Origin of the sequence: Nocardioides fonticola (genome assembly GCF_039536805.1) — a bacterium.
GTDB lineage: Bacteria > Actinomycetota > Actinomycetes > Propionibacteriales > Nocardioidaceae > Nocardioides > Nocardioides fonticola.
Genome location: NZ_BAAAZH010000020.1, coordinates 51615 through 74321, shown reverse-complemented (window position 1 = coordinate 74321; position 22707 = coordinate 51615). Strand labels below are relative to the sequence as shown.

19 protein-coding genes are annotated in these 22707 nt (G+C 72.4%); 7 read left to right on the top strand and 12 right to left on the bottom strand.

The features are described 5' to 3' along the window. The first annotated feature begins 91 nt into the window (after positions 1–91). The 5 genes from ABD671_RS13795 to ABD671_RS13775 all read left to right on the top strand — a co-directional run bounded on the left by ABD671_RS13795 (position 92) and on the right by ABD671_RS13775 (position 6050). A complete protein-coding gene (locus tag ABD671_RS13795; protein WP_344733996.1) occupies positions 92–1570 on the top strand; it encodes an FAD-binding protein in 1479 nt (492 codons plus the stop codon). Between the two features lie 22 nt (positions 1571–1592). Further along, positions 1593–2801 (top strand): aminotransferase class I/II-fold pyridoxal phosphate-dependent enzyme, encoded by a 1209-nt coding sequence (locus tag ABD671_RS13790; RefSeq protein WP_344733995.1) that lies wholly within the window; start codon positions 1593–1595, stop codon positions 2799–2801. Between the two features lie 105 nt (positions 2802–2906). Continuing rightward, positions 2907–4262: a hypothetical protein gene (locus ABD671_RS13785; RefSeq protein WP_344733994.1), complete on the top strand. Its 1356-nt coding sequence runs from the start codon at positions 2907–2909 to the stop codon at positions 4260–4262. Between the two features lie 133 nt (positions 4263–4395). Next, positions 4396–4722 carry a putative T7SS-secreted protein gene (locus ABD671_RS13780; RefSeq protein ID WP_344733993.1) on the top strand — a complete coding sequence of 109 codons (327 nt, stop codon included), beginning with the start codon at positions 4396–4398 and terminating at the stop codon, positions 4720–4722. Beyond that, positions 4719–6050, top strand: a complete 1332-nt coding sequence (locus tag ABD671_RS13775) for an alpha/beta fold hydrolase (protein ID WP_344733992.1) — start codon at positions 4719–4721, stop codon at positions 6048–6050. The genes ABD671_RS13780 and ABD671_RS13775 overlap by 4 nt, the downstream gene beginning before the upstream one ends. A gap of 27 nt (positions 6051–6077) precedes the next feature. Here ABD671_RS13775 and ABD671_RS13770 read toward each other — a convergent pair whose 3' ends face one another. Continuing rightward, positions 6078–7553, bottom strand: coding sequence for a vWA domain-containing protein (locus ABD671_RS13770; RefSeq protein WP_344733991.1), 1476 nt, complete (start codon positions 7551–7553; stop codon positions 6078–6080). Positions 7554–7555: 2 nt separating this feature from the next. Continuing rightward, the gene (locus tag ABD671_RS13765) at positions 7556–8428 is read right to left on the bottom strand and encodes an AAA family ATPase (protein WP_344733990.1); all 873 of its coding nucleotides are present in this window, start codon (positions 8426–8428) and stop codon (positions 7556–7558) included. 128 nt (positions 8429–8556) lie between these two features. Between ABD671_RS13765 and ABD671_RS13760 the strand changes: the two genes are divergently transcribed. Then, a complete protein-coding gene (locus ABD671_RS13760) occupies positions 8557–8928 on the top strand; it encodes a hypothetical protein (protein ID WP_344733989.1) in 372 nt (123 codons plus the stop codon). Positions 8929–8941: 13 nt separating this feature from the next. Here ABD671_RS13760 and ABD671_RS13755 read toward each other — a convergent pair whose 3' ends face one another. From ABD671_RS13755 to ABD671_RS13745, 3 genes are read right to left on the bottom strand one after another with little or no spacing between them, the layout of a single operon-like run. Further along, positions 8942–9715, bottom strand: coding sequence for a crotonase/enoyl-CoA hydratase family protein (locus ABD671_RS13755; protein WP_344733988.1), 774 nt, complete (start codon positions 9713–9715; stop codon positions 8942–8944). Between the two features lie 5 nt (positions 9716–9720). Then, a complete protein-coding gene (locus tag ABD671_RS13750) occupies positions 9721–10248 on the bottom strand; it encodes a gamma carbonic anhydrase family protein (protein WP_344733987.1) in 528 nt (175 codons plus the stop codon). A 46-nt stretch (positions 10249–10294) separates the two neighbouring features. Further along, the gene (locus tag ABD671_RS13745) at positions 10295–12280 is read right to left on the bottom strand and encodes an APC family permease (RefSeq protein WP_425574920.1); all 1986 of its coding nucleotides are present in this window, start codon (positions 12278–12280) and stop codon (positions 10295–10297) included. Between the two features lie 159 nt (positions 12281–12439). Here ABD671_RS13745 and ABD671_RS13740 point away from each other — a divergent pair, with 159 nt between their 5' ends. Then, positions 12440–12856: a hypothetical protein gene (locus tag ABD671_RS13740; RefSeq protein WP_344733986.1), complete on the top strand. Its 417-nt coding sequence runs from the start codon at positions 12440–12442 to the stop codon at positions 12854–12856. Here ABD671_RS13740 and ABD671_RS13735 read toward each other — a convergent pair. From ABD671_RS13735 to ctaD, 7 genes are all read right to left on the bottom strand, one after another. Continuing rightward, positions 12765–13496, bottom strand: a complete 732-nt coding sequence (locus ABD671_RS13735) for a response regulator transcription factor (RefSeq protein WP_344733985.1) — start codon at positions 13494–13496, stop codon at positions 12765–12767. The two genes, ABD671_RS13740 and ABD671_RS13735, sit on opposite strands and share 92 nt — an antisense overlap. After that, positions 13493–16000, bottom strand: a complete 2508-nt coding sequence (locus ABD671_RS13730; protein WP_344733984.1) for an ATP-binding protein — start codon at positions 15998–16000, stop codon at positions 13493–13495. Before ABD671_RS13730 ends, ABD671_RS13735 begins: the two co-directional genes overlap by 4 nt. A gap of 68 nt (positions 16001–16068) precedes the next feature. Beyond that, a complete protein-coding gene (gene kdpC / locus ABD671_RS13725; RefSeq protein ID WP_344734104.1) occupies positions 16069–16647 on the bottom strand; it encodes a potassium-transporting ATPase subunit KdpC in 579 nt (192 codons plus the stop codon). A gap of 56 nt (positions 16648–16703) precedes the next feature. Beyond that, positions 16704–18788: a potassium-transporting ATPase subunit KdpB gene (gene kdpB / locus ABD671_RS13720; RefSeq protein WP_344733983.1), complete on the bottom strand. Its 2085-nt coding sequence runs from the start codon at positions 18786–18788 to the stop codon at positions 16704–16706. Then, complete coding sequence (kdpA, locus tag ABD671_RS13715; RefSeq protein ID WP_344733982.1) at positions 18785–20449, bottom strand: potassium-transporting ATPase subunit KdpA; 1665 nt, start codon at positions 20447–20449, stop codon at positions 18785–18787. Before kdpA ends, kdpB begins: the two co-directional genes overlap by 4 nt. Positions 20450–20513: 64 nt before the next feature. Further along, the gene (locus tag ABD671_RS13710) at positions 20514–20675 is read right to left on the bottom strand and encodes a hypothetical protein (protein WP_344733981.1); all 162 of its coding nucleotides are present in this window, start codon (positions 20673–20675) and stop codon (positions 20514–20516) included. 337 nt (positions 20676–21012) lie between these two features. Then, entirely contained in the window at positions 21013–22689 is a 1677-nt protein-coding gene (gene ctaD / locus ABD671_RS13705) for an aa3-type cytochrome oxidase subunit I (protein ID WP_344733979.1), read from the bottom strand. Between the last annotated feature and the right edge of the window lie 18 nt (positions 22690–22707).

Sequence of the window (22707 nt, the reverse complement as noted above, 5' to 3'; positions counted from 1 at the left end):
AACCCGACCCTATCGGTCCGCGGGGGTGCCGTGCGGCGCCGATCGGGCGAGGCCGTCGCGCAGAACTGGAACTTGTTCTAGATTTGCGCGCATGAGCGGAACCGCGATCCCGGCCGTCCTCCCGGCCTCCGACGTGCCGGCCGACGCCGAGCACTACGACGTCGTCGTCATCGGCTTCGGCATCGCCGGGGGCTGCGCGGCCCTCGAGGCCGCTCGCGCCGGCGCCCGCACCCTCATCCTGGAACGGGCCGCGGTGCACGGCGGCACCACCTGCATGGCCGGCGGCCACTTCTACCTCGGCGGCGGCACCGCGGTGCAGCAGGCCACCGGCCACGAGGACTCCCCCGAGGAGATGTACAAGTACCTCGTCGCCAACTCCGCCCACCCCGAGCACGACAAGATCCGCGCCTACTGCGAGGGCTCGGTCGAGCACTTCGACTGGCTCGAGGCCCTCGGCTTCCAGTTCGAACGCTCCTACTTCCCCGGCAAGGCCGTCATCCAGCCCGGCACCGAGGGGCTGATGTTCACCGGCAACGAGAAGGTCCACCCCTACCGCGACGCCGCGATCCCCGCCCCCCGCGGCCACAAGGTCCCCGTGCCCGGCGACACCGAGGGCGCCAAGCTCGTCATCGACCTCGTGCGCGACCGCTGCGAGGACGCCGGCGTCGAGGTGCGCTACGAGACCGGCGCCACCCACCTCGTCACCGACGAGGTCGGCACCGTCGTCGGGGTCGCGTGGAAGAACTTCGAGCGCACCGGCGTCCTGCGCGCCGAGGCCGTCGTCATCGCCGCCGGCGGATTCGTGATGAACCCCGACATGGTCGCCGAGCACACTCCCGCACTCGGCTCCAAGCTGTTCACCCTCGGCTCCACCTACGACGACGGCCTGGGCATCCGGCTCGGCGCCTCGGTCGGCGCGGCACTCGAGCACATGGACGAGCCCTTCATCACCGCCCCGTTCTACCCGCCCTCCAGCCTGGTCAAGGGCGTCATCGTCAACAAGGAGGGCCGCCGGTTCGTCGCCGAGGACTCCTACCACTCCCGCACCAGCTATCACGTGCTGAAGCAGACCGACCAGACCGCCTACCTCATCGCCGACTCCGCCCACATGGCCGAGCAGGGCATGCCCCTGGTCAAGTTCCTCGACGGCTACGAGACCATCGAGGAGATGGAGACCGCCCTCGGCCTCCCCGCCGACTCCCTGGTCGCGACCATGGAGCGCTACAACAACCACGCCGCGGTCGGCGAGGACCCCGACTTCGGCAAGCACCCCGACTGGCTCGCCCCCCAGACCGAGGGGCCGTGGGGCGTCTTCGACCTCAGCCTCGGCGTCGCCCTCTACGCCGGCTTCACCCTCGGCGGCATCTCCGTCACCCTCGACGGCCAGGCCCGCCGCGCCGACGGCACCGTCATCCCCGGCCTCTACGCCGCCGGCGCCTGCGCCTCCAACATCGCCCAGGACGGCAACAGCTACTGCTCGGGCACCCAGCTCGGCGAAGGCTCCTTCTTCGGACGCCGCGCCGGACGCCACGCCGCCGCCCGCGCGGGCTCCGCCCTCACCGCCGGGTGAGGGTGCGCCTACCCTCGGTGAGGTGACCGTCCCCGACAGCCCGGCCCGCTTCGCCGCCGCGTCGCGTGCCGCCGTCCCGCCGTTCCACGTCATGGACCTGCTGGCGGCCAGTGCCGAGCGGCAGCGCACCCACGGCGACCTGCTCAACCTGCTCGCCGGGCAGCCGAGCTCGGGCGCGCCGGCGGCGGTGCGCGACGAGGCGGTACGGCTGCTGGGCTCGGGCGACCCGCTCGGCTACACGCCCGCCACCGGCATCCTGGAGCTGCGGCGCGCGATCGCCGGCCACCACCGACGCTTCCACGGCATCGAGGTCGACCCGGACGACGTCGTGGTCACCACCGGCAGCAGCGGCGGGTTCCTGCTGGCCTTCCTCGCCGCCTTCGAGCACGGCGACCGGGTGGCGATGGCCCGCCCCGGCTACCCCTGCTACCGCAACGTGCTGGCCGCCCTGGGTTGCGAGGTCGTGGAGATCCCGACCGGCCCCGAGACCCGGTTCCAACCCACGCTGGCCCAGCTCGACGAGACGATCTCCCGCCACGGCGACATCCGCGGCCTCGTGGTCGCCAGCCCCGCGAACCCGACCGGCACCATGCTCGCCCCGGCGGAGCTGGCCGCACTCGCCGGCGGCTGCGAGGAGCGCGGCATCACGCTGGTCAGCGACGAGATCTACCACGGCATCGAGTACGCGCCCCTCGACGGGCTGCCCGCGATGGCCCGCTCGGCGTGGGAGACCTCGCGGGAGGCGGTGGTCTTCTCCAGCTTCTCCAAGTACTTCTCGATGACGGGCTGGCGGATCGGCTGGATGCTCGTACCCGAGCGGCTGCGGCGCGCGGTCGACGTCCTGACCGGCAACTTCACCATCTGCCCGCCGGCCCTGGCCCAGCACGCGGCGATCGCGGCGTTCACCGACGAGGCCTACGCCGAGCTCGACGGACACGTGCGCCGCTACGCCGGCAACCGGCGCCTCCTGCTCGACGGGCTCGCCGACCTCGGCATCACCCGGCTCGCCCCGGCCGACGGTGCGTTCTACGTCTACGCCGACGTCTCCCACCTCACCGACGACTCGATGGCGCTGGCCCGCCGGCTGCTGGCCGAGGTCGGGGTGGCCACCGCCCCCGGCGTCGACTTCGACACGGTCGACGGCGGGCGGTTCCTGCGCATGAGCTTCGCCGGCCAGGGCAGCGACATCACGGCCGCGCTCGACCGGTTGTCCACAGCCCTGCGTGGCTGAGATCGGGCTGCAATCCGCCGATGCGGGTAGGCACGGCCGGATGTGGTTTCCGACGCCGAGCATCGGGGCAGGGGTAGGCCCCATCCCCATCCCTCGGAGGGTGTCATGCGATCTACGTCTCGGGCGGTCCTCATCGCTGCCATCGTCAGTACGGCCTTTCTCGGGTCGACACCGCCGACTGCTCAGGCCGACGCGATACCGAGGCTCGGCACGGACGTCGTGCAGATGACGGGCTTCCTCCTCGATCCCGCCGGATTCCCGGTCCCGGGGGGCGAGGTGGAGTTCCGGACCCTCCGGCAGACTCGCACGGGCGCTGTGACGGGATTGGTCGACAGCACCGTGACAGACGACGACGGCGCCTTCACCGTCCAAATGCCTCTGGCCGGTGCCCCCCGCGACTCCGCGGGAGGGATCGTCGGCGAGATCGTCTACCGTGCGCCGGCCCATGCGCCCGGACTCGTCTACGACGTCCGTTTCACCCCCGATGAGGACGGGCAGTGGGACCTCGTCGCGCCCGTCGATGCCGTGGCTCGGGCGGTCGGGCGGACCGTGTCCACGACCCAGTTCTACCTGCAATTGGGGGAGGGCGTGGTGACGGATGCCAGGCGGCTGCGGGGGACAGTGCCGCGGCCGACGGCGGCCGTGGACACGGTCGGGCGAGTGGTCGCGAACGGCACGGCGGCGGACCCGTCCGCGTACACGGGCACCGTACGGGTCGACGGAAGCGCACAGCCAGAGTTGAAGCCGCTTCACACCGCCCGCAGGAAGGGCTCGGCGGACTGCCCAGAGAGGGACTACGGATGCTTCCCCGACCAGACCTCGTGCGACAGCGGTGACAGCCTCGGCTACGAGTTCCTCCCCGACGCCCGCAAGCGCCGGACCTTCGTCCCCACGAAGTTCACCGACGGCCCGAAGAACGGTCACCTGACTTGGACGTGGGACCGCACCAACGAGACCACCTTGGGTGTGGCGACGAAGGTCGGCGACGACAAGTACGTGGGCGCCGACTTCGGCGCGAGTCACGAACAGGACGACGGCCTCAACAAGTCCTACACGACCAAGCATGGACAGAAGCGCGTCATCTACGAGATGTGGGAGTACCGCAAGCAGCAGGGGATCTGCTTCGGTGACGGCGGGCGGCTCTACTACATAGGTGTGTGGAAGTACGTCCCGTACCAGGTCGACCCGTCGGCCCAGAGCCGTACCGAGAAGACGAGCATCACCTTCAGGTGCGAGAGGGAGAACCGGGCCGTCTTCGGCGTGACCACCCAAGTCACGAAGCGTTCGACGATGCGCTTCAGTGCGGCGTTCAGCATGTGGGGCGTGCACCTGTCGGACGCCCAGTACACGAACTCGCACGAGGAGAGCCTGACCATCGCTCCGGACCCGGGGAAGAACACCGTGCTGTGCGGCTATGCCGCCACCCCCGTGTCCGCCGAGGCGGTCCGCGCGATGTCCTGACGAGCGGCGGGAGCCTGGACTCCGGACCGGTTGTCCACAGCCCTGCGCGGCTGAGGTTTCTCCCCAGGCCGGAAGCGGGCACCCGGAACGGACCGCGGTCATCCTGCCGCGCGATCCATCGCAGGGGGCTCGCATGAGCATCGACACCGACCGGCTCGCCGGTCTCGCCGCCGAGGTGCGGCACCTCGCCGAGGCGTTGGGCCGGGAGGCCGACGACCTGCGTCGCCGGGTGGACGACGTCCCGTGGCGCGGGCACGCGGCCGACGCCTTCCGCGCCGCGGCCGCCGACCACCTCGGCGTCCTGCTCACCGCCACCGAGGAGGCGCAGGCGGCGGCCCGGTCGTTGGAGGAGCACGCCGCACGGGTCGATCACCGCCGCGCCGAGATGGCGCGGGCGGCGGGCGTCCTGGTCGCCGGCACCGTCGGGCTCGGCGGCGTGGTCGCCGCGGTCGTGCCGTGAGCGGCTCCGGGGCCGGGGTGACGGTCACCGGCGGCGTCGCAGGCGTGGAGGCCCGCACCGAGGCGCTGTATGACGTCGCCGACCACTGCGACGCGTGCGGCGACCGGGTGCGGGAGCTGGCGCTGCGGCTCGCCGTCCTGCTGACCGATCCGACCCTGGTGGCCTCGGCACCGTTCGCGCCCGCGTCCTACGCCGAGGTGACGCTGCGGCTGGGGCGGGCGACCGGCGGGCCGAGGAGCGCGGTGGCCGCCGCGCTCCTGCTGGAGGCCGACGCCCGGGCGGTGCGCGCGGCGCTCGCGCTGCTGGAGGCCGCCGACGTGCTGGCCGAGGAGGCCGTCGCCGAGGTCGACGCCGCGGCGGTGCTCGGGATCGGCGTGCTGGCCGTCGGCACCGCGCCGGCCTGGCGACCGTTCCTCGACGACCACGGCGTGACTGCCGACGAGCTCGGCCAGCGGGCGCTGGTCGCGCATCCGGGGCTGGCCGATCACCTGATCCGCGGGCTCGGCGGCCCCGGCGTGCTGCCGGGGGCGGCGGGTGCCGCCGCGGGTCTCTCCCTGCTCTACGAGCGGGGGCACGGCCGGGCGGAGCGCCGCGACGTGCCGATGCCCGGCGGTGCGCCGAGCACCGTCACCGCGCTCACCGAGCACCTCGCCGCGGTCGCGGCCCTGGCCCGCACCCCCGACGGTGAGGGCACCATCGAGGTGCAGACGCTGCACACCCCCGACGGGCCGCGGCACATCGTGTACCTGCCCGGCACCGACGACATGACCACCCTGCCCTGGCAGCGCGACGGCGACGTCCGCGATATGGGGGCCAACCTCGAACTCGTCGGTGGGCGCGGCACCGCCTACGGCGACGGCGTCCTCGCCGCGCTGGCGCAGGCCGGCGTGCGCTCGGATGAGCCGGTGCTGCTGGTCGGCCACTCCCAGGGCGGGCTGCTGGCCGGACGGCTGGCGACCGAGGGCGGCCACGGGTACGACGTCGTCGGCGCGGTCACGCTCGGCGCGCCGCTGGGCACGGTGCCGCACCTGCCCGACGGCGTCGGCGTGCTGGCACTGGAGAACAGCCACGACGTCGTCCCGCACCTCGACGGGCGCGCCAACCCCGACGAGGTCGGCCTGGTCACGCTGACCGCCGACGGCGGGGGCAGCGACGTCGTCGGGGCCCACGAGTTCCCGGCCTACGAGCAGGTCGCGGCCGCGGCCGATGCCAGCACCGACCCCTCGGTGACCGCCCAGCTGGCGGCCTTCGACGCCGCGGGCTTCCTGCGGGGCGGCGCGGGTGCCGCCACGACGTCCCAGGTCTTCCGCATCACCCGCGAGCCGTGAGCCGTGAGCCCGAACGTCGACGGCAGGTCAGAGGAGGTCGTGCACGAACTCGGCGAGCTGGGTGAGGTTGCGGCACTCGACCATCGGCACCACCTCGCCGTAGCGGCGGGCGGCGGAGTCGCCGGTGTCCCAGTGCCGCCGGTGCTCGGGGTTGAGCCACCAGGCGTTGCGGGTCTGGTCGGTGATGCCGCGCAGGGTCTCCAGGGCGAGGTCGGAGTAGTTCGAGCGGGCATCGCCCAGCACGAGCAGCGAGGTCTTGGGGCCGATCGCGTCGGGGTGCTGCTCGGCGAACCGCTCGATCGCCCGGCCGTAGTTGGTGCGGCCCCACAAGGCGGCGTGGGCGGTGCTGGCGGCGAGGTCGGCCATGACCTCCTGGAGGTCGGCGCCGGGCCGGAAGTACGGCGTCACCTCGTGGATGTGGTCGATGAAGGTGAAGGCCCGCACCCCGCGGAACTGGTCGCGCAGGGCGAAGACGAGCATGAGGGTGAACTGCGCGAAGTTGGCCACGCTGCCGCTCACGTCGCACAGCACGACGAGCTCGGTGCGGTGCGGCCGCTTCGGACGGTGGTGGGTCACCAGCGGGACGCCGCCCGTGGACACCGAGGCGCGCACCGTGCGGCGGAAGTCGAGCGGCCCGCGGCGTTGGGCGTGGTGCTCCTGGGTGAGCCGGGTCGCCAGCCGCCGGGCCAGCGGGTAGATCTCGCGACGCATCTGCTCGAGGTCGGTGCGGCGCATCTGGAGGAAGTCGAGCCGGTCGAGGGTCGGCTTCACCGCCACCTTGGCGACGTGATCGGGCCCCTTCTCCTCGGCGATGCGGCGGCGGGCGTCGTTCTCGACCGAGGCGGTGAAGCCGCCGACGCGCTGCGCGGCGGCACGGGTGGCCTCCTCCTCGGTGCGGCCCTGGGCCAGCAGTCCCTCGACGATGCGGTCGACGAGCTCCTGCGGCGCCACCCGCTGGAGCGCGGTGTAGGCCGACCACGAGGAGAGCCCCGGCCCCCGGCCCGGCATCGCCCCGAAGCGGGCCACCATCTCGGCGGCCAGCTGCGAGAGCCGTTCCTGGTCGCCGGCGACCAGCGCCTCGAGCAGCTGCTGGCGGAAGTCCGAGAGCGCCTCGGCGTTGTCGCGCACCCCGCCCGGCTGCTCCTCGGCGCCGTCGGCCCCCTCGGTGCCCCCGGTGCCGTCGTCGTCCCCGCCGTCGTCGTCCTGCGGCGCGAGCGAGCCGACGCCGTCGCCGGTCATCCGCGGGAAGTAGAGGTCGAAGAGCGCGTCGAAGGTGGGCCGCTGCGCGTGCTTCTTGACCACCGCGGCCGCGTAGCCCTCGCGCACCACCACCCGGTCGTCCCAGTCGAGCGCGCCCAGCACGGCGATCGCGTCGAGGTCCTCGGCGAGCGAGACCGGCAGCCCGGCGGCGCGCAGCGCCTCGACGAACGCCAGGTGGCGGTCGAGGATGCCGGAGCCGCGCGGTGCGGGCGGTGCAGAAGCTGCGGGGTCGGGGGCGGCCATGGTCAGCGCGGGAGCCGCAGCTCCTTGACGGCGCGCTCCTGGTCGGAGACGTGCTTGAGGACGACGCCGAGCGTGCGGCTGACGGCGTCGTCGTCGAGGTCGCGGATCTCCAGGGCGATGAGCGTGCGCGCCCAGTCGACCGACTCGGCGATCGAGGGCGCCTTCTTCAGCTCCAGCTCGCGCAGCCGCGCGACCATCGCGACCAGCTGGCCGGCGAGCGCGTCGTCGAGCTCGGGCACCTGGGAGCGCAGGATCTGCCGCTCGCGGGCGACGTCGGGGTAGTCGAGGTGGAGGTAGAGGCAACGTCGCTTGACGGCCTCGGACAGCTCGCGGCTGGCGTTGGAGGTGAGCACCACGAACGGACGCCGCACCGCGGCGACCGTGCCGAGCTCGGGGATCGTCACCTGGAAGTCCGAGAGCACCTCCAGCAGCAGGCCCTCGACCTCGACGTCGGTCTTGTCGACCTCGTCGATGAGCAGCACCGTCGGCTCGTCGCGGCGGATCGCGGTGAGCAGCGGACGGGTGAGCAGGAACTCGTCGGTGAAGATGTCGTCGTGGGTCTGGTCCCACTCCTGGCCCTGGGAGGCCTGGATGCGCAGCAGCTGCTTCTTGTAGTTCCACTCGTAGAGCGCCCGGGCCTCGTCGAGACCCTCGTAGCACTGCAGGCGCACCAGCTCGGCGCCGGTCGCGCGGGCGACGGCCTTGGCGAGCTCGGTCTTGCCGACGCCGGCGGGCCCCTCCAGCAGCAGCGGCTTCTCCAGCGCGCCGGCCAGGAAGGTCGTCGTGGCCGAGGCGGCGTCGGCCAGGTAACCGTTCGCCTCCAGGCGCGTGGCGGCGTCGGCGGGCGAGGCGAACCAGGTCGTCATGGGCCCCATCCTGTCACCGGTGCTGTCACGGTCGGCGGGCGACCGGCGACCGGACGGCCCAGGGTCCGGCGCGAGGTGGACCACACCGGGCGATGACGACCGTCACCTCCCCCGCGGTGCCTCGTTGAGTGCACGTGATGCTCACAGCGAACCGCTCCCAGGCCCGGCGCCGTCCGCCGCGCCCGTGGCGCGTGGCGCTCACCGTCACCAAGACCGCGCTCGCCAGCGCCGTCGTCGTGGCGATGCTCGGCACCCAGATCACCGGCACCGCGACGGCCACCAACGAGACCGACCAGACCACCTCGGTCGACCCGCTCTCGGCCCGCATCGACGCCCTGATGGTGCGCGAGCGCTGCTCCTACACCGGCTTCGGTGCCGACGTCATCCCGGCGTCCGCGCTGCTGCGCACCGACCGCGGCGACGTGCGGATCGTCAGCTTCGCCCGCGGCTGGGCGGCCTACGAGGGCAAGGCGTCGGGCACGCTCATCGCGGTCTGCCGCGGCCGCTGACCCGCCCGCGCCCTCACTGCGGCGCGCCGTGCCGTCCGGCACCGGCGGCGAACCGCTCGGCACCCGCCAACGCGTCGGCGGCCAGCGAGCGCAGGCCATGACGCCACTCGACCGCCAGCGCCTCGCCCTCCGGCAGCCCCCACTGCTCGCGGGCCGAGGCGAGGTCGCCGCGCAGGCAGGTCTGCGGCAGCGCCGCCAACTCCCGGGCGAGCTGCTCGGCGGCCTCGCGCGCGTGTCCGGGCTCGACGAGCCGGTTGACCAGTCCCATCCGCTCGGCCTCCTCGGCCCCGACCGGACGGCCGGTCAGGATGAGATCGAGGGCCCGCCCCTCGCCGATGATCCGCGGCAGCCGCACGGTGCCGCCGTCGATGAGCGGCACGCCCCAGCGGCGGCAGAAGACCCCGAGGACGGCGTCCCGCGCCGCGACCCGCAGGTCGCACCAGGCGGCGAGTTCGAGGCCGCCGGCGACGGCGTGCCCCTCGATCGCGGCGATGACCGGCTTGGACAGCACCCGGCGGCTCGGCCCCATCGGCCCCGGACCGGCCCCCACCTCGTGGAGGGCGTTGCCGCGGTCGGTGCCGATCGCCTTGAGGTCGGCGCCCGCGCAGAACGTGCCGCCCGCGCCCCACAGCACGGCGACGGCGAGGTCGGCGTCCGCCTCGATCGCGGCGAACGCCTCCTCGAGGGCGGCCGCCGTAGGTCCGTCGACGGCGTTGCGGGCCTCGGGCCGGTGCAGGACGACGGTCGCCACCGCACCGTCGGTCTCGAGCCGGACGGCGTCGCTCATCGCGCTCACTCCACCGGGACGGCGCCGGCGGCGTGCCGGCGGGCGAGGTCGCGGTAGTACTCGGCGTTGGTCTGCACCCAGAACTCCGAGGAGGTGCCGGTGATCGGCTTGGTCGGCTTGGCCGGGATGCCCGCGGCGACGACCTCGGCGGGGATCTCCGCGCCGGGCGTGACCACCGACCCGGCCGCCACCAGGGTACGGTCGCCGACCGTCGCGTGGTCGAGCAGCGTGCTGCCGTTGCCGATGAGGGCGTTCTCGCCGATGTCGCGGCAGTGCACGACGCAGGAGTGCCCGACGGTGGCGTTCGGGCCGAGGGTCAGGGTCTCCCCGGGCGCCGCGTGCAGCACCGAGTTGTCCTGGATGTTGGTGCCGGCCTTCACCACGATCGTGCAGATGTCGGCGCGCAGCACCGCGCCGTACCAGATGCTCGCCCCGGCCTCGACGGTCACATCGCCGATGAGGGTGGCGGTGGCGGCGACGAAGGCGTCGGGGTGGACCGTGGGGCGCTTGCCCTCGAACTCGATGAGATGCATGCGCCCATGACACCAGACCGCGCGAGCGGCCCCCGTGCAGGTCGGGTCAGCCGACGTGCACGTGCGGCCGCCGCGACCGGTCGGGCTCGGCGCGGCGCAGCACCTCGCGGGTGACCGGGGCGACCTCGCCGACACCGAAGGCGATGAACCGCAGGAACTGCACCACCGGGTTGCCCTCGGTCCACTCGAAGTAGATGTGCGGGGTCACGCCGGTGGTGTCGCGCACGTGCAGCAGCAGCGCCGCGAGCGAGTTCGGGACCGTCGCGGACTCGAAGCGCAGCACCCGGCGGGTCTCGCAGACGACCTCGCCGTGCACGCGCAGGGTGCCCTCGAACTCCGAGGGGTCGGTGACGACGACCTCGACGAAGATGACGTCGCCCTCGTCGCGCAGGTCGTTGTCGCGCACGACCTGACGCACCTTCTCGTCGTACTCCAGGGCGTCGCCGGCGTCGGGCTCGTTGGCGACCAGCCGGATCGTGCGGCGCGCGCAGTCGCGCAGGAACCGCTCGGCGGTGGCGTCGAGCTCGATGGTCTGCACCCGCAGCTCGAAGGCGCGCCGCACGCGCGACCACAGCGAGACCGCGATGATCGCGGCGATGAAGCAGGCGCCGATCTTCACGCCGTCCGGCCGCTCGAAGACGTTGTTGACCGTGGTGTAGAGGAAGACGACCGCGATGACTCCGAAGCCGATGGTCTGGCGCTTCTGCCCGGCCGATCGGGCCGCCAGGGTGACGGCGACCGCGGCGGAGGTCATCAGCACCAGGACGCCGGTGGCGTACGCGCCGCCCTGGGCGTCGACGCTGGCCTCGAAGTACCAGGTGACGAAGAAGGCGACGGCGATCAGCACGAGCACGAGCGGTCGCACGGCGCGGGTCCAGTCCGGCGCCATGCCGTAGCGGGGCAGGTAGCGCGGGATCAGGTTGAGCATGCCGGCCATCGCCGAGGCGCCGGCGAACCAGAGGATCGCGATGGTCGAGACGTCGTAGACGGTGCCGAAGGCCGAGCCGAGGTACTCGTGGGCCAGGAACGCCAGCGCCCGGCCGTTGGCCTCGCCGCCGGGCTCGAACTCCGCCTTCGGGATGAGCAGGGTCGTGACGAAGCTGCTGGTGATGAGGAAGACGCTCATGATGAGCGCGGCCGTGGTGAGCAGTCGCTGCGTGCCGCGGATGCGCCCGGCCGGTCGCGCCGGGTCGTCCCCGACTCCGCCGCGCACCTGCGGCATCACGGCGACGCCGGTCTCGAACCCGCTCATCCCCAGCGCCAGCTTGGGGAAGACCACCAGCGCGATGGCGACCATGAGGAACGGGTTGCCGTGCTCGCGGGTGAGCCCGTCGGTCCAGCCCGAGATCGTCGAGGGCTCGGTGACGACGTGGTAGATGCCGACGGCGACGACGACCGCGTTGAGCAGCAGGTAGGTCGCGACGAGCAGGACGGCGATGCCGATCGCCTCGCCGAAGCCGCGCAGGAACACCGCCCCGAGCAGCCCGAGGAGCACCAGGGTGATGAGCACCTCGTGGCCGTGCCAGGCGCTCGGCACGTGCGGGTTCTCCACGATGTGCGCGGTCGCGTCGGCCGCCGAGAGCGTCATGGTGATGAGGAAGTCGGTGGCCGCGAACCCGAGCAGCACGAGCACGAACAGCTTGCCCTTCCAGAAGGAGAGCAGCCGCTCGAGCATCGCGATCGAGCCCTCGCCGTGGGGCGACTCCGAGGCCACCCGCCGGTAGACCGGCAGGGCTCCGGCGAGGGTGAGGATGACCAGCACGATGGTCGCGATCGGGGAGAGCAGGCCGGCCGCCAGCGCCGCGATGCCCGGCTGGTAGCCGAGGGTGGAGAAGTAGTCGACGCCGGTCAGGCACATCACCCGCCACCACGACTTGCCCTGGGCGGGCTCCTCGGTGGACGGCGGGGTGCCGTGGGCGGCGGGACGGGAGCGGTGGTCGCCGAGGTCGGCCATCAGCCAACGACGCAGCGGACCGGGGGAGCCGGCAGCGTCGTCCGGGGCGGACGGGCGGGGCTCGACGACGGTGGCCATGACGACAAGCGTGTCCGCTCCGGGCGCCCCTTCCACACCGATCTCGTCACACGCCCCATCAAGGATCCGTAAATATTCGGCGACGGAGGCCGTCAGGGGTGCGTCAAGGTGCCGTCAGAGCACCTTCCCTCGCCGCGCGGGAACCGGTGTGCTGGTGGCGTGGAGTCCCTCGTCGCATCCGTTCCCGCCGTCCGGGCCGCCCTCGGAGCGGCCGCCGTCACCGTCGTCACCGCGGTCGCGGTGCGCCTGGGAGCCGGGGCGGTCGACCTGCCCGCCGTGCTGGTCGTCGTGGCGGCCACGGCGCTCACCGTGCCGCTCGGCTACGGGCTGCTGGTCGCGGTGACGGGCTGGGCGATGCTCACCGGCTTCGTCGTCAACACCGCGGGCACGCTGACCTTCCACCACGGCGACCTGGGGCACCTCGCCCTGCTCGCCGGCGTCGGCCTGGCGGCGTGGACGCTCAGCCGCGGTGCGGGCGTCGGGGTCACGCCCCGGGGGTCGGCTCGGGGGTCGGCTCGGGTGACGTCTCCGCAGCGGGTTGCGACTCGAGCAGGTAGCCCAGCCCGCTCGAGGTGATGAGATAGCGCGGGTGCGCCGGGTCGTCCTCGATCTTGCGGCGCAACTGCGCGGCGTAGACCCGCAGGTAGTGGGTCTGGTTCTCGGTGCCCGGGCCCCACACCTTGCGCAGGATCTCCTCGCGCGGCACCAGCTTGCCGAGGTTGCGGGCCAGCAGGTCGAGGAACGCCCACTCGGTCGGGGTCAGGCGCACCTCCTCGCCCTTCTTCAGCACCCGCTTGCGCGCGAAGTCGACGAGCAGGTCGCCGACCTCCAGCGACTCCGCCGGCGGCGCCTGGTGCACGCGGCGGACGGCGGCGCGCAGCCGCGCCATCAGCTCGTTCATCGCGAACGGCTTGGTGACGTAGTCGTCGGCGCCGAGGTCGAGGGCCTCGATCTTGTCCTCGCCGTGCTGGCGCGCCGAGAGGACGACGACCGGCACGGTGGTCCAGCCGCGCAGGCCGGCGAGCACCTCGGTGCCGTCCATGTCGGGCAGGCCGAGGTCGAGCAGGACGACGTCGGGGTGGGTGTCGGCGGCCGCGGCCAGACCCGAACGCCCGTCGGCGGCGGTGACGACGTCCCAGCCGGCGGCGCGCAGGTTGATGGCGAGCGCGCGCGCCAGGGCGGGCTCGTCGTCGATGACCAGCACCCGCTTCTTCATCGCACACCTCCGGTCGCATCCACGCGGGCGTCGTCCTCGACACCGGGGGCGCGGGGGAGGCTGAGCACCATGGTGAGGCCACCGGCGGGGGTGTCCTCCGCACTCAGCCTGCCACCCAGGGCCTCGGTGAGCCCGCGCGCCACGGCCAGGCCGAGGCCCAATCCGCCGGGGCTGTGGTCGTCGAGGCGCTGGAAGGGCTCGAACATCCGCTCGCGCTGCTCGGGCGGGACGCCGGGCCCCCGGTCGACGACGAGGATGTCGACGGCGTCGCGGCCCACGTGCGCCAGCACGCGCACGGGGACGCCGGCCGAGACCCGCACCGCGTTGCCGACGAGGTTGGCCACGACCCGCTCGAGCAGACCGGGGTCGGTGAGCACCCAGGGGACGTCGTCGCCGAACTCGAGGCTGACCTCGCCGGGCGCGAAGCCGACGAGCGCAGGCAGGAGGGCCTCGTCGAGGCTGGCCGACACGAGCTGGGGTCGCACCAGCCCGGCCTGCACGCGGGAGAGGTCGAGGAGGTTGTCGATGAGCCGTTCGAGCTGCTCGCCGGCGTCGCCAAGCGCGTCGAGCAGCAGGCGGCGGTCGGCGGCGTCGACCTCGGCGGTGCGCAGGCCGTCGACGGAGGCCCGCATGGTGGCCAGCGGCGTGCGCAGGTCGTGGGAGACCGCGCGCAGCAGCGCGGTGGAGGTGGCCTCGGTCGACTCCAGCAGCGCGGCCCGCACCTCGCGTTCGCGCAGCCGGCGGTACTCCAGCACCAGGCTGGTCTGGATGCCGAACGCCTCGAGCACGCGCCGGTCGCCGGCGCGCAGCGGCTCGCCGCGCAGCACGAGCAGGTGGTCGTCGTCGACGACAACCTCGGCGACGCCGTCGCCGGGCCGGGTGGGCGGGTCGGCACCGTCACCGGCGAGGAGGGCCCAGCCGCCCGGCGTCCGCTCGAGCAGGGAGACGGCGCTCTGGCCGAAGGTCTCGCGCACCCGTTGGACGATGGCCTCGGCGGTGTCCTGACCGGTGAGCACCGAGCGCGACAGCGAGGTCATGGTCGTGGCCTCGGTGCGCGCGCGCAGCGCGTCGCTCGCCAGCCGGGAGGCGCGGTCGACCACGGTGGCGACGCCGATGGCGACGGCCACGAAGACCACCAGCGTCAGCAGGTTGCGCGGCTCGGCGATGGTGAAGGTGCCCGTCGGCGGGGTGAACCACCAGTTGAGGCTGAGGAAGCTGACGACCGCGCCGAGCATCGCGGGCAGCAGGCCGCCGACCAGCGCGATGAGCACGGTGCTGGCCAGCAGCACGAGCGTCACCAGGTCGAGCTGGCCCGAGCTGATCTCGGGCAGGCGCAGCAGTTCGGCCAGCGCGAGCGGGAGCGCCAAGGCCAGCAGCCAGCCGGCGACCTGCCGGCGGATCGGCAGGGCCGAGGTGAGCCGGCCGGGACGCCACCGGCCGGCGACCTGCTCGTGGGTGACGAGGTGGACGTCGATCGAGCCGGCGAGCTGGGCGATACGGTCGCCCGTGGTGCCGAGGAAGCTGCGCCGCAGCCGGCCGTGCCGGGAGACGCCGACGACGATCATGGTGGCGTTGGCGCCGCTGGCGAAGTCGACGACGGCGGCGGGGACGTCCTCGCCGACCACCGAGTGGTAGCTGGCGCCCAATGAGCGGGCGAGCTCGACGGTGCGGGTGATGGTCTGCTCGTCGTGGGTGCGCAGGCCGTCGGCGGCGACCACGTGCAGTGCGATGAGCTCGGAGCCGGCGGCGCGTTGGGCCAGGCGGGCGCCGCGGCGCAGCAGGGTGACGCTCTCGGGGCCGCCGGTGACCGCGACGACGATGCGCTCCTTGGTCGGCCACGGGTGCTCGATGCGGTGCGCGCGCCGGTAGTCACCCAGCGCGTCGTCGACCCGGTCGGCGAGCCACAGCAGCGCGAGCTCACGCAGGGCGGTGAGGTTGCCGACGCGGAAGTAGGAGGCCAGCGAGGCATCGATGTTCTCGGGGCGGTAGATGTTGCCGTGCGCCATCCGGCGGCGCAGCGCCTCGGGTGCCATGTCGACGAGCTGGATGGCGTCGGCGGTGCGCACGACCTCGTCGGGCACGGTCTCGCGCTGGCGCACGCCGGTGATGCGCTCCACCTCGTCGTTGAGCGACTCCAGGTGCTGGATGTTGACGGTCGTGATGACCTCGATGCCGGCGGCCCGCAGGTCGGCGATGTCCTGGTAGCGCTTGGCGTGGCGGCTGCCGGGCACGTTGGTGTGGGCGAGTTCGTCGATGAGGACGACGGCCGGGCGCCGCTCCAGCACCGCGTCGACGTCGAGCTCGGTGAACTCGGTGTCGCGGTAGACGATCCGCCGCCGGGGTAGCACCTCGAGCCCGTCGAGCTTGCCCTCGGTGTGCTGGCGGCCGTGGGTCTCGACGTACCCGACGACGACGTCGGTGCCGCGTTCGAGCCGGCGCCGCGCCTCGTCGAGCATCGCGTAGGTCTTGCCCACGCCGGGAGCGGCCCCGAGGTACACGGTCATCCGCCCGGGTCGGGGCGCGATGGCGTTCGGGGCCGCCGGGGCCGCTCGCTCGTCGGTCGGATCGTCGGTCAGCTGGAGCTCCTCGCCTGGGCGGCCTGCCGGACCGCGATGTTGAGTCGGAGCACGTTGACGTGCGCCTCCCCCAGCGTGCCCCACGAACGCCCGGAGGTGAACCGGGCGACCAGCTGGCGTACGGCGTCCTCGCTCAACCCCTGGGCTTTCGCGACCCTCGGCACCTGGAGCGCAGCGTAGGCCGGGGAGATGTCGGGGTCGAGGCCGGAGGCCGACGCGGTGACCGCGTCGGCGGGCACCTCGGAGGCCGGCACGCCCTCGCGCTCGGCGATCTCGGCACGGCGCTGCTCGATGGCCTTCTCCAGGTCGGGGCTCTCCGGGCCGAGGTTGGAGCCGGCCGTGGCCAGCGGGTCGTAGCCGTCGCCGGCCGCCGAGGGCCGCGGCTGGAAGAGGCCGGGGTCGGTGACGAGCTGGCCGATGAGCGCCGAGCCGACGGCGTCCCCGGCCTGATCGGTGTGGGCGCCGGTGGCGGTGACGAGCGAGCCGTCGGCGCGCCAGGGGAACGCCACCTGGGCGATGCCGGTGACGAGCAGCGGATAGGCCAGGCCGAGGACGACGGTGGCCAGCACCAGCATCCGCAGGCCGGCCAGGGAGTAGCGGCCGAGAGCGACGAGATCCTTCACGGTGGGCCTCACAGTCCGGGGATGAGCGAGATGACGAGGTCGAGCAGCTTGATGCCGAGGAACGGGGCGATCAGGCCGCCGACGCCGTAGATGAGCAGGTTGCGGCGCAGCAGGGAGCTCGCGGACGACGGCCGGTAGGCCACGCCGCGCAGGGCGAGCGGGATCAGGCCGACGATGATGAGCGCGTTGAACACCACCGCGGAGGTGATCGCCGAGGCCGGCGAGCTGAGCCGCATGATGTTGAGGACGTCGAGCTGCGGGAACGTGCCGACGAACATCGCCGGCAGGATCGCGAAGTACTTCGCCACGTCGTTGGCCACCGAGAAGGTGGTCAGGGCGCCGCGGGTGATGAGCAGCTGCTTGCCGATCTCGACGACCTCGATGAGCTTGGTCGGGTCGGAGTCGAGGTCGACCATGTTGCCGGCCTCCTTGGCCGCCATGGTGCCGGTGTTCATCGCCACGCCGACGTCGGCCTGGGCCAGCGCGGGCGCGTCGTTGGTGCCGTCGCCGCACATGGCGACCATGCGGCCCCCGCGCTGCTCGGAGCGGATGAGGGCCAGCTTGTCCTCCGGGGTCGCCTCGGCGAGCACGTCGTCGACACCGGCCTCGGCGGCGATGACCCGCGCGGTCACGGCGTTGTCGCCGGTGATCATCACCGTGCGGATGCCCATGGCCCGCAGCTCCTCGAACCGTTCGCGGATGCCCTCCTTGACGACGTCCTTGAGGTGGACGACGCCGAGCACGCGGGGCGCGTCGGTGCCGACCCGGTCGGCGACGACCAGCGGGGTGCCGCCGAGCTCGCTGACCCGCTGGACGGCGGGCGCGAGGTCGTCGGGCACGGTGCCGCCCTCGGCGCGCACCCAGGCCTCGACCGCCGAGGCCGCGCCCTTGCGCACCTGGCGGCCGGCGGCGTCCAGGCCGCTCATCCGCGTGGCCGCGGAGAACTCGACGAGGACGGCGTCGGCCAGCGGCTCGGGCTGCACGCCCTCGAGCAGCTCGACGATGCTGCGCCCCTCGGGGGTCTCGTCGGCCAGCGAGGCCAGCACGGTGGCCTCCTCGAGGTAGCGCTGCACGGTGCCGCCGACGGCCACGACCTCGCTCGCGCGGCGGTTGCCGTAGGTGATGGTGCCGGTCTTGTCGAGCAGCAGGACGTCGACGTCGCCGGCCGCCTCGACAGCGCGGCCCGACATCGCCAGCACGTTGCGGCGCACGAGGCGGTCCATGCCCGCGATGCCGATGGCCGAGAGCAGGGCGCCGATCGTGGTCGGGATGAGGCAGACCAGCAGGGCCGTCAGCACGAGCACCGACTGGTGGGCGTCGCTGTAGTCGGCGACGAAGTAGAGCGAGCCGACGACGGCCACGAAGATCGCCGTCAGCGAGGCGAGCAGCACGTTGAGCGCGATCTCGTTGGGGGTGCGCTGCCGCTCGGAACCCTCGACGAGCGCGATCATCCGGTCGACGAAGGAGTGGCCCGGCTCGGCGGTGATGCGCACGACGATGCGGTCGGAGAGCACCTCGGTGCCGCCGGTCACCGCACTGCGGTCGCCGCCGGACTCGCGGATCACGGGGGCGGACTCGCCGGTGACCGCCGACTCGTCGACCGAGGCGACGCCCTCGACGACGTCGCCGTCGCCGGGGATGCGCTCGCCGGCCTCGACGACCACCAGGTCGCCCTGGTGGAGGCTGGTCGAGGGCACGTGCTCCTCGGTGCCGTCGGGGCGCAGTCGGCGCGCGTCGGTCTCGGCCTGGAGCGCGCGCAGGCTGGCGGCCTGCGCCTTGCCGCGGCCCTCGGCGACCGACTCGGCGAGGGTGCCGAAGAGCACCGTCAGCCACAGCCAGACCGTCACCATCCAGCCGAGCGTGCTGGGGTCGATGATCGACAGCACGGTGGTGGCCACCGCGCCGATCTCGACGACGAGCATCACCGGCGTCGCGAGCAGCGCGACCGGGCTGAGCTTGCGGAACGCGTCGGGCAGCGCTGCGAGGAGCTGACGTCGACCGAAGCCGACGGGAGTGCCGCCGACGGTGCCCGCGCGGCGGGGGTGGTCGTCGCCGTCGCGCGAGGGCGCGGGCGAGGGGGACAGGGCGGTCACAGCAGGGCCTCCGCGATCGGACCGAGGGCGAGGACGGGCACGAAGGTCAGGCCGACGAGCACGATCGCCACTCCGGTGAGCAGGACGACGAACAGGGGGCGGTGCGTCGGCAGGGTGCCGGCACCGGCGGGCAGGGTGCGGGCGGCGGCGAACCGGCCGGCCAGACCGAGCACGAGGATCAGGGGCAGGAACCGCCCGAACAGCATGAGCAGGCCGAGCAGGGTGTTCCAGAACGGCGTCCCGGAGGTGAGGCCGCCGAAGGCGGAACCGTTGTTGTTCGCCGCCGAGGTGACCGCGTAGAGCGCCTCGGAGAGACCGTGCGACCCGGACTCCTGCAACCCGGCGAGGCCCGCGTTCGCGGTGATCGCGGTGGCGATGCCCACGAGCACGAGCACCGGGGTGGCGAGCACGTAGGCGGCGACGAGCACCATCTCGCGCTGGCCGATCTTCTTGCCGAGGTACTCCGGGGTGCGACCGACCATGAGGCCGGAGAGGAACACCGTGACGACGGCGAGCATCAACATGCCGTACAGGCCCGAGCCCACACCGCCGGGGGCGACCTCGCCGAGCATCATGTTGAACATCGCCAGCCCGCCGCCGGCGGCGGTGAAGGAGTCGTGCATGGCGTTGACCGCACCCGTCGACGTGCCGGTGGTGGCCGCTCCGAACAACGCACTGGCGGCCTCGCCGAAGCGCACCTCCTTGCCCTCCATGGCGCCACCCGCGAGCTGCGGGGCGGTGCCGTGGCCGGCCATCTCGGCCCAGGTCATCAGTGCGATCGAGGTGGTGAGCAGCAGGGCCATCACCGACACGACGGCGGCACCCTGACGGCGGTCCTTGACGATGTGGCCGAAGGCCCAGGCCATCGCGAAGGGCAGCACGAGGATCAGGAAGATCTCCAGGATGTTCGTCAACGCGGTCGGGTTCTCGAAGGGGTGCGCGGAGTTGGCGTTGTAGAAGCCGCCGCCGTTGGTGCCGAGCTCCTTGATGACCTCCTGGCTGGCCACCGGGCCGCCGGTGATCGCCTGGCTGCCGCCGTCGAGCGTGGTCACCAGGCGCGGCGCCGCGAAGTTCTGGACGACGCCGGCGGCGACCAGCAGCAGGGCGCCGACGACCGCGCCGGGCAGCAGTACCCGCACGACGGTGCGCACGAGGTCGGCCCAGAAGTTGCCGACCCGGCCGCCCGCGCGGCTGCGGGCCAGGCTGCGGGCGAAGGCCGCCGCCACCGACATGCCGACCGCCGCGGAGACGAAGTTCTGCACCGCCAGGCCGGCCATCTGGAAGAGGTGACCCGTGGCCGCCTCGCCGGAGTACCACTGCCAGTTCGTGTTGGTGACGAAGGAGACCGCGGTGTTCCACGCGCCGTCCGCAGGCAGCGCGCTCATGCCGATGTCGAGCGGGAGGTGCTGCTGCAGACGCCCGAACGCCTCGAGGAACAGGATGCCGACCAGGGAGAACCCCAGCACCGAGAGCGCGTAGACCCGCCAGTGCTGGTCGGCGTCGGGGTCGAGACGGAGCAGCCGGTAGGTGCCGCGCTCGACCGCGAGGTGCTTCTCGCTGGTGTAGAGGTGGGCGAGGAAGCGGCCGAGCGGCGGGACGACGAGCACCAGCGCCACCACGAGCACCGCGAACTGACCGAAGGCCGCCGCAGTCTCGCTCATCGCGTCACCTCCGCTGGCGCTCCGGTCGCGATGAGGGCCTCGATGATGAACTCGCTGCGCTCGCTCATCGCGTCACCTCCGCGGTGGCAGTGGCGGTGGCGGTCGCGGCTGCGGGCTCGTCAGGCTCGGGGTCGGGATCGGTGAGGTAGCGGTCGATGACGCCGGCGAGCATCGCCAGGCCGGCGAAGCTGGCCAGGGTCAGCAGCACATAGAGAAGGTCGGACACGACCTATTCCTAGGCCCGCCACCGATCCTTCACGCACAGTCTTGACGGGACCTTGACGGGTCGTCGGATCTTCTTGACGCCACCCTTCCGGCGACGTCTCGTGCGTCACGGTGTGCCGCGGGTGATCGTCGGATCCGAGTATCTCGACGGATCCGGTGGCGGGTGCTCGCTCAGCGCGACGGCGACCACTGCCACCGCGGCCGCCAGAGCGATCACGGGAGCCGCCCACACGACACGGGGAACGCTGGGCTTGATCCGGATGGAGCGGGCCAACTCCCCCCGCACGGGCGCCCGCGGCGTCGGCACCGGATTCGGGCCCGGATCCTTGGAGGTCGACTCACCCACGCTGCACCTCAGGCTCGACCGCAGCCAGGTCCGGGTAGTGGAGGTCGAAGGCCGGCGAGTCCGAGCGGATCCGCGGGATGGTGTGGAAGTTGTGCCGCGGCGGCGGGCAGGACGTCGCCCACTCCAGCGAGCGGCCCCAACCCCACGGGTCGTCCATCTCGACCAGCGGGTTCCGCCGCGAGACGTAGACGTTGTAGAAGAACGGCAGCATCGACAGGCTCAGCAGGAACGCACCCACCGTCGAGATCTGGTTCAGCGTCGTGAAGCCGTCACCGGGCAGGTAGTCCGCGTAGCGACGCGGCATGCCCTCCACGCCCAGCCAGTGCTGCACCAGGAACGTGGTGTGGAAGCCGACGAACAGCAGCCAGAAGTGCAGCTTGCCCAGGCGCTCGTCGAGCATCCGACCGGTGAACTTGGGCCACCAGAAGTAGAAGCCCGCGAACATCGCGAACACCACGGTGCCGAACACGGTGTAATGGAAGTGCGCGACCACGAAGTAGGAGTCGGACACGTGGAAGTCCAGGGGCGGGCTAGCCAGGATGATGCCGGTCAGACCACCGAACAGGAAGGTCGTGAGGAAGCCGATCGACCACAGCATCGGGGTGTCGAAGCTGAGCGATCCGCCCCACATCGTGCCGATCCAGTTGAAGAACTTCACCCCGGTAGGCACCGCGATGAGGAAGGTCATGCCGGAGAAGAACGGCAGGTCGACGGCACCGGTGACGAACATGTGGTGGGCCCAGACCGCGACCGAGAGGATCGCGATACCGAGCGTCGCGCCGACCAGGCCGATGTAACCGAAGATCGGCTTGCGGCTGAAGACCGGCAGGATCTCGGAGACGATCCCGAAGAACGGCAGCGCGATGATGTAGACCTCGGGGTGGCCGAAGAACCAGAACAGGTGCTGCCACAGGATCGGGCCACCACTGATCGGGTCGAAGACGTGACCGCCCAACTGCCGGTCTGCCTCCAGCATCAGGAGGGCGCCCGCCAGCACCGGGAACGCGATGAGCACCAGCAGGCTGGTGACCAGCACGTTCCAGGTGAACAGCGGCATGCGGAACATAGTCATGCCGGGGGCACGCATGCAGATGATCGTGGTGATGAAGTTGACCGCACCGAGGATCGAGCCCAGACCGGCCATCCACAGACCCATGATCCACAGGTCGCCGCCGACACCCGGGCTGCGGACGGCGTCCGAGAGCGGGGTATAGGCGAACCAACCGAAGTCGGCCGCGCCCTGCGGGGTCAGGAAGCCGGACGCCGCGATCAGACCGCCGAACAGGTAGATCCAGTAGCTGAACATGTTCAGGCGCGGGAACGCGACGTCGGGCGAACCGATCTGCAACGGCATCATGACGTTGCCGAAGCCGAAGAACAACGGGGTCGCGAAGAGCAGCAGCATGATCGTGCCGTGCATGGTGAAGAGCTGGTTGTACAGCTCGTCGTTGACGATCTGCTGTCCCGGGTAGGCCAGCTCGCTGCGGATGAGCAGCGCCATGACGCCCGCGATGAGGAACCAGGCGAACGAGGTCACCAGGTACATCTTCCCGATCAGCTTGTGATCGGTCGTCGTCATCATCTGGACCAGACGCGTACCCAGCGCCGGACGGATCCGCGGCGTTGACGGGCGGTCGCGGACGATCGGACTATCTGCCGTGACGGTCATCGACGAACCTCTCCTCTC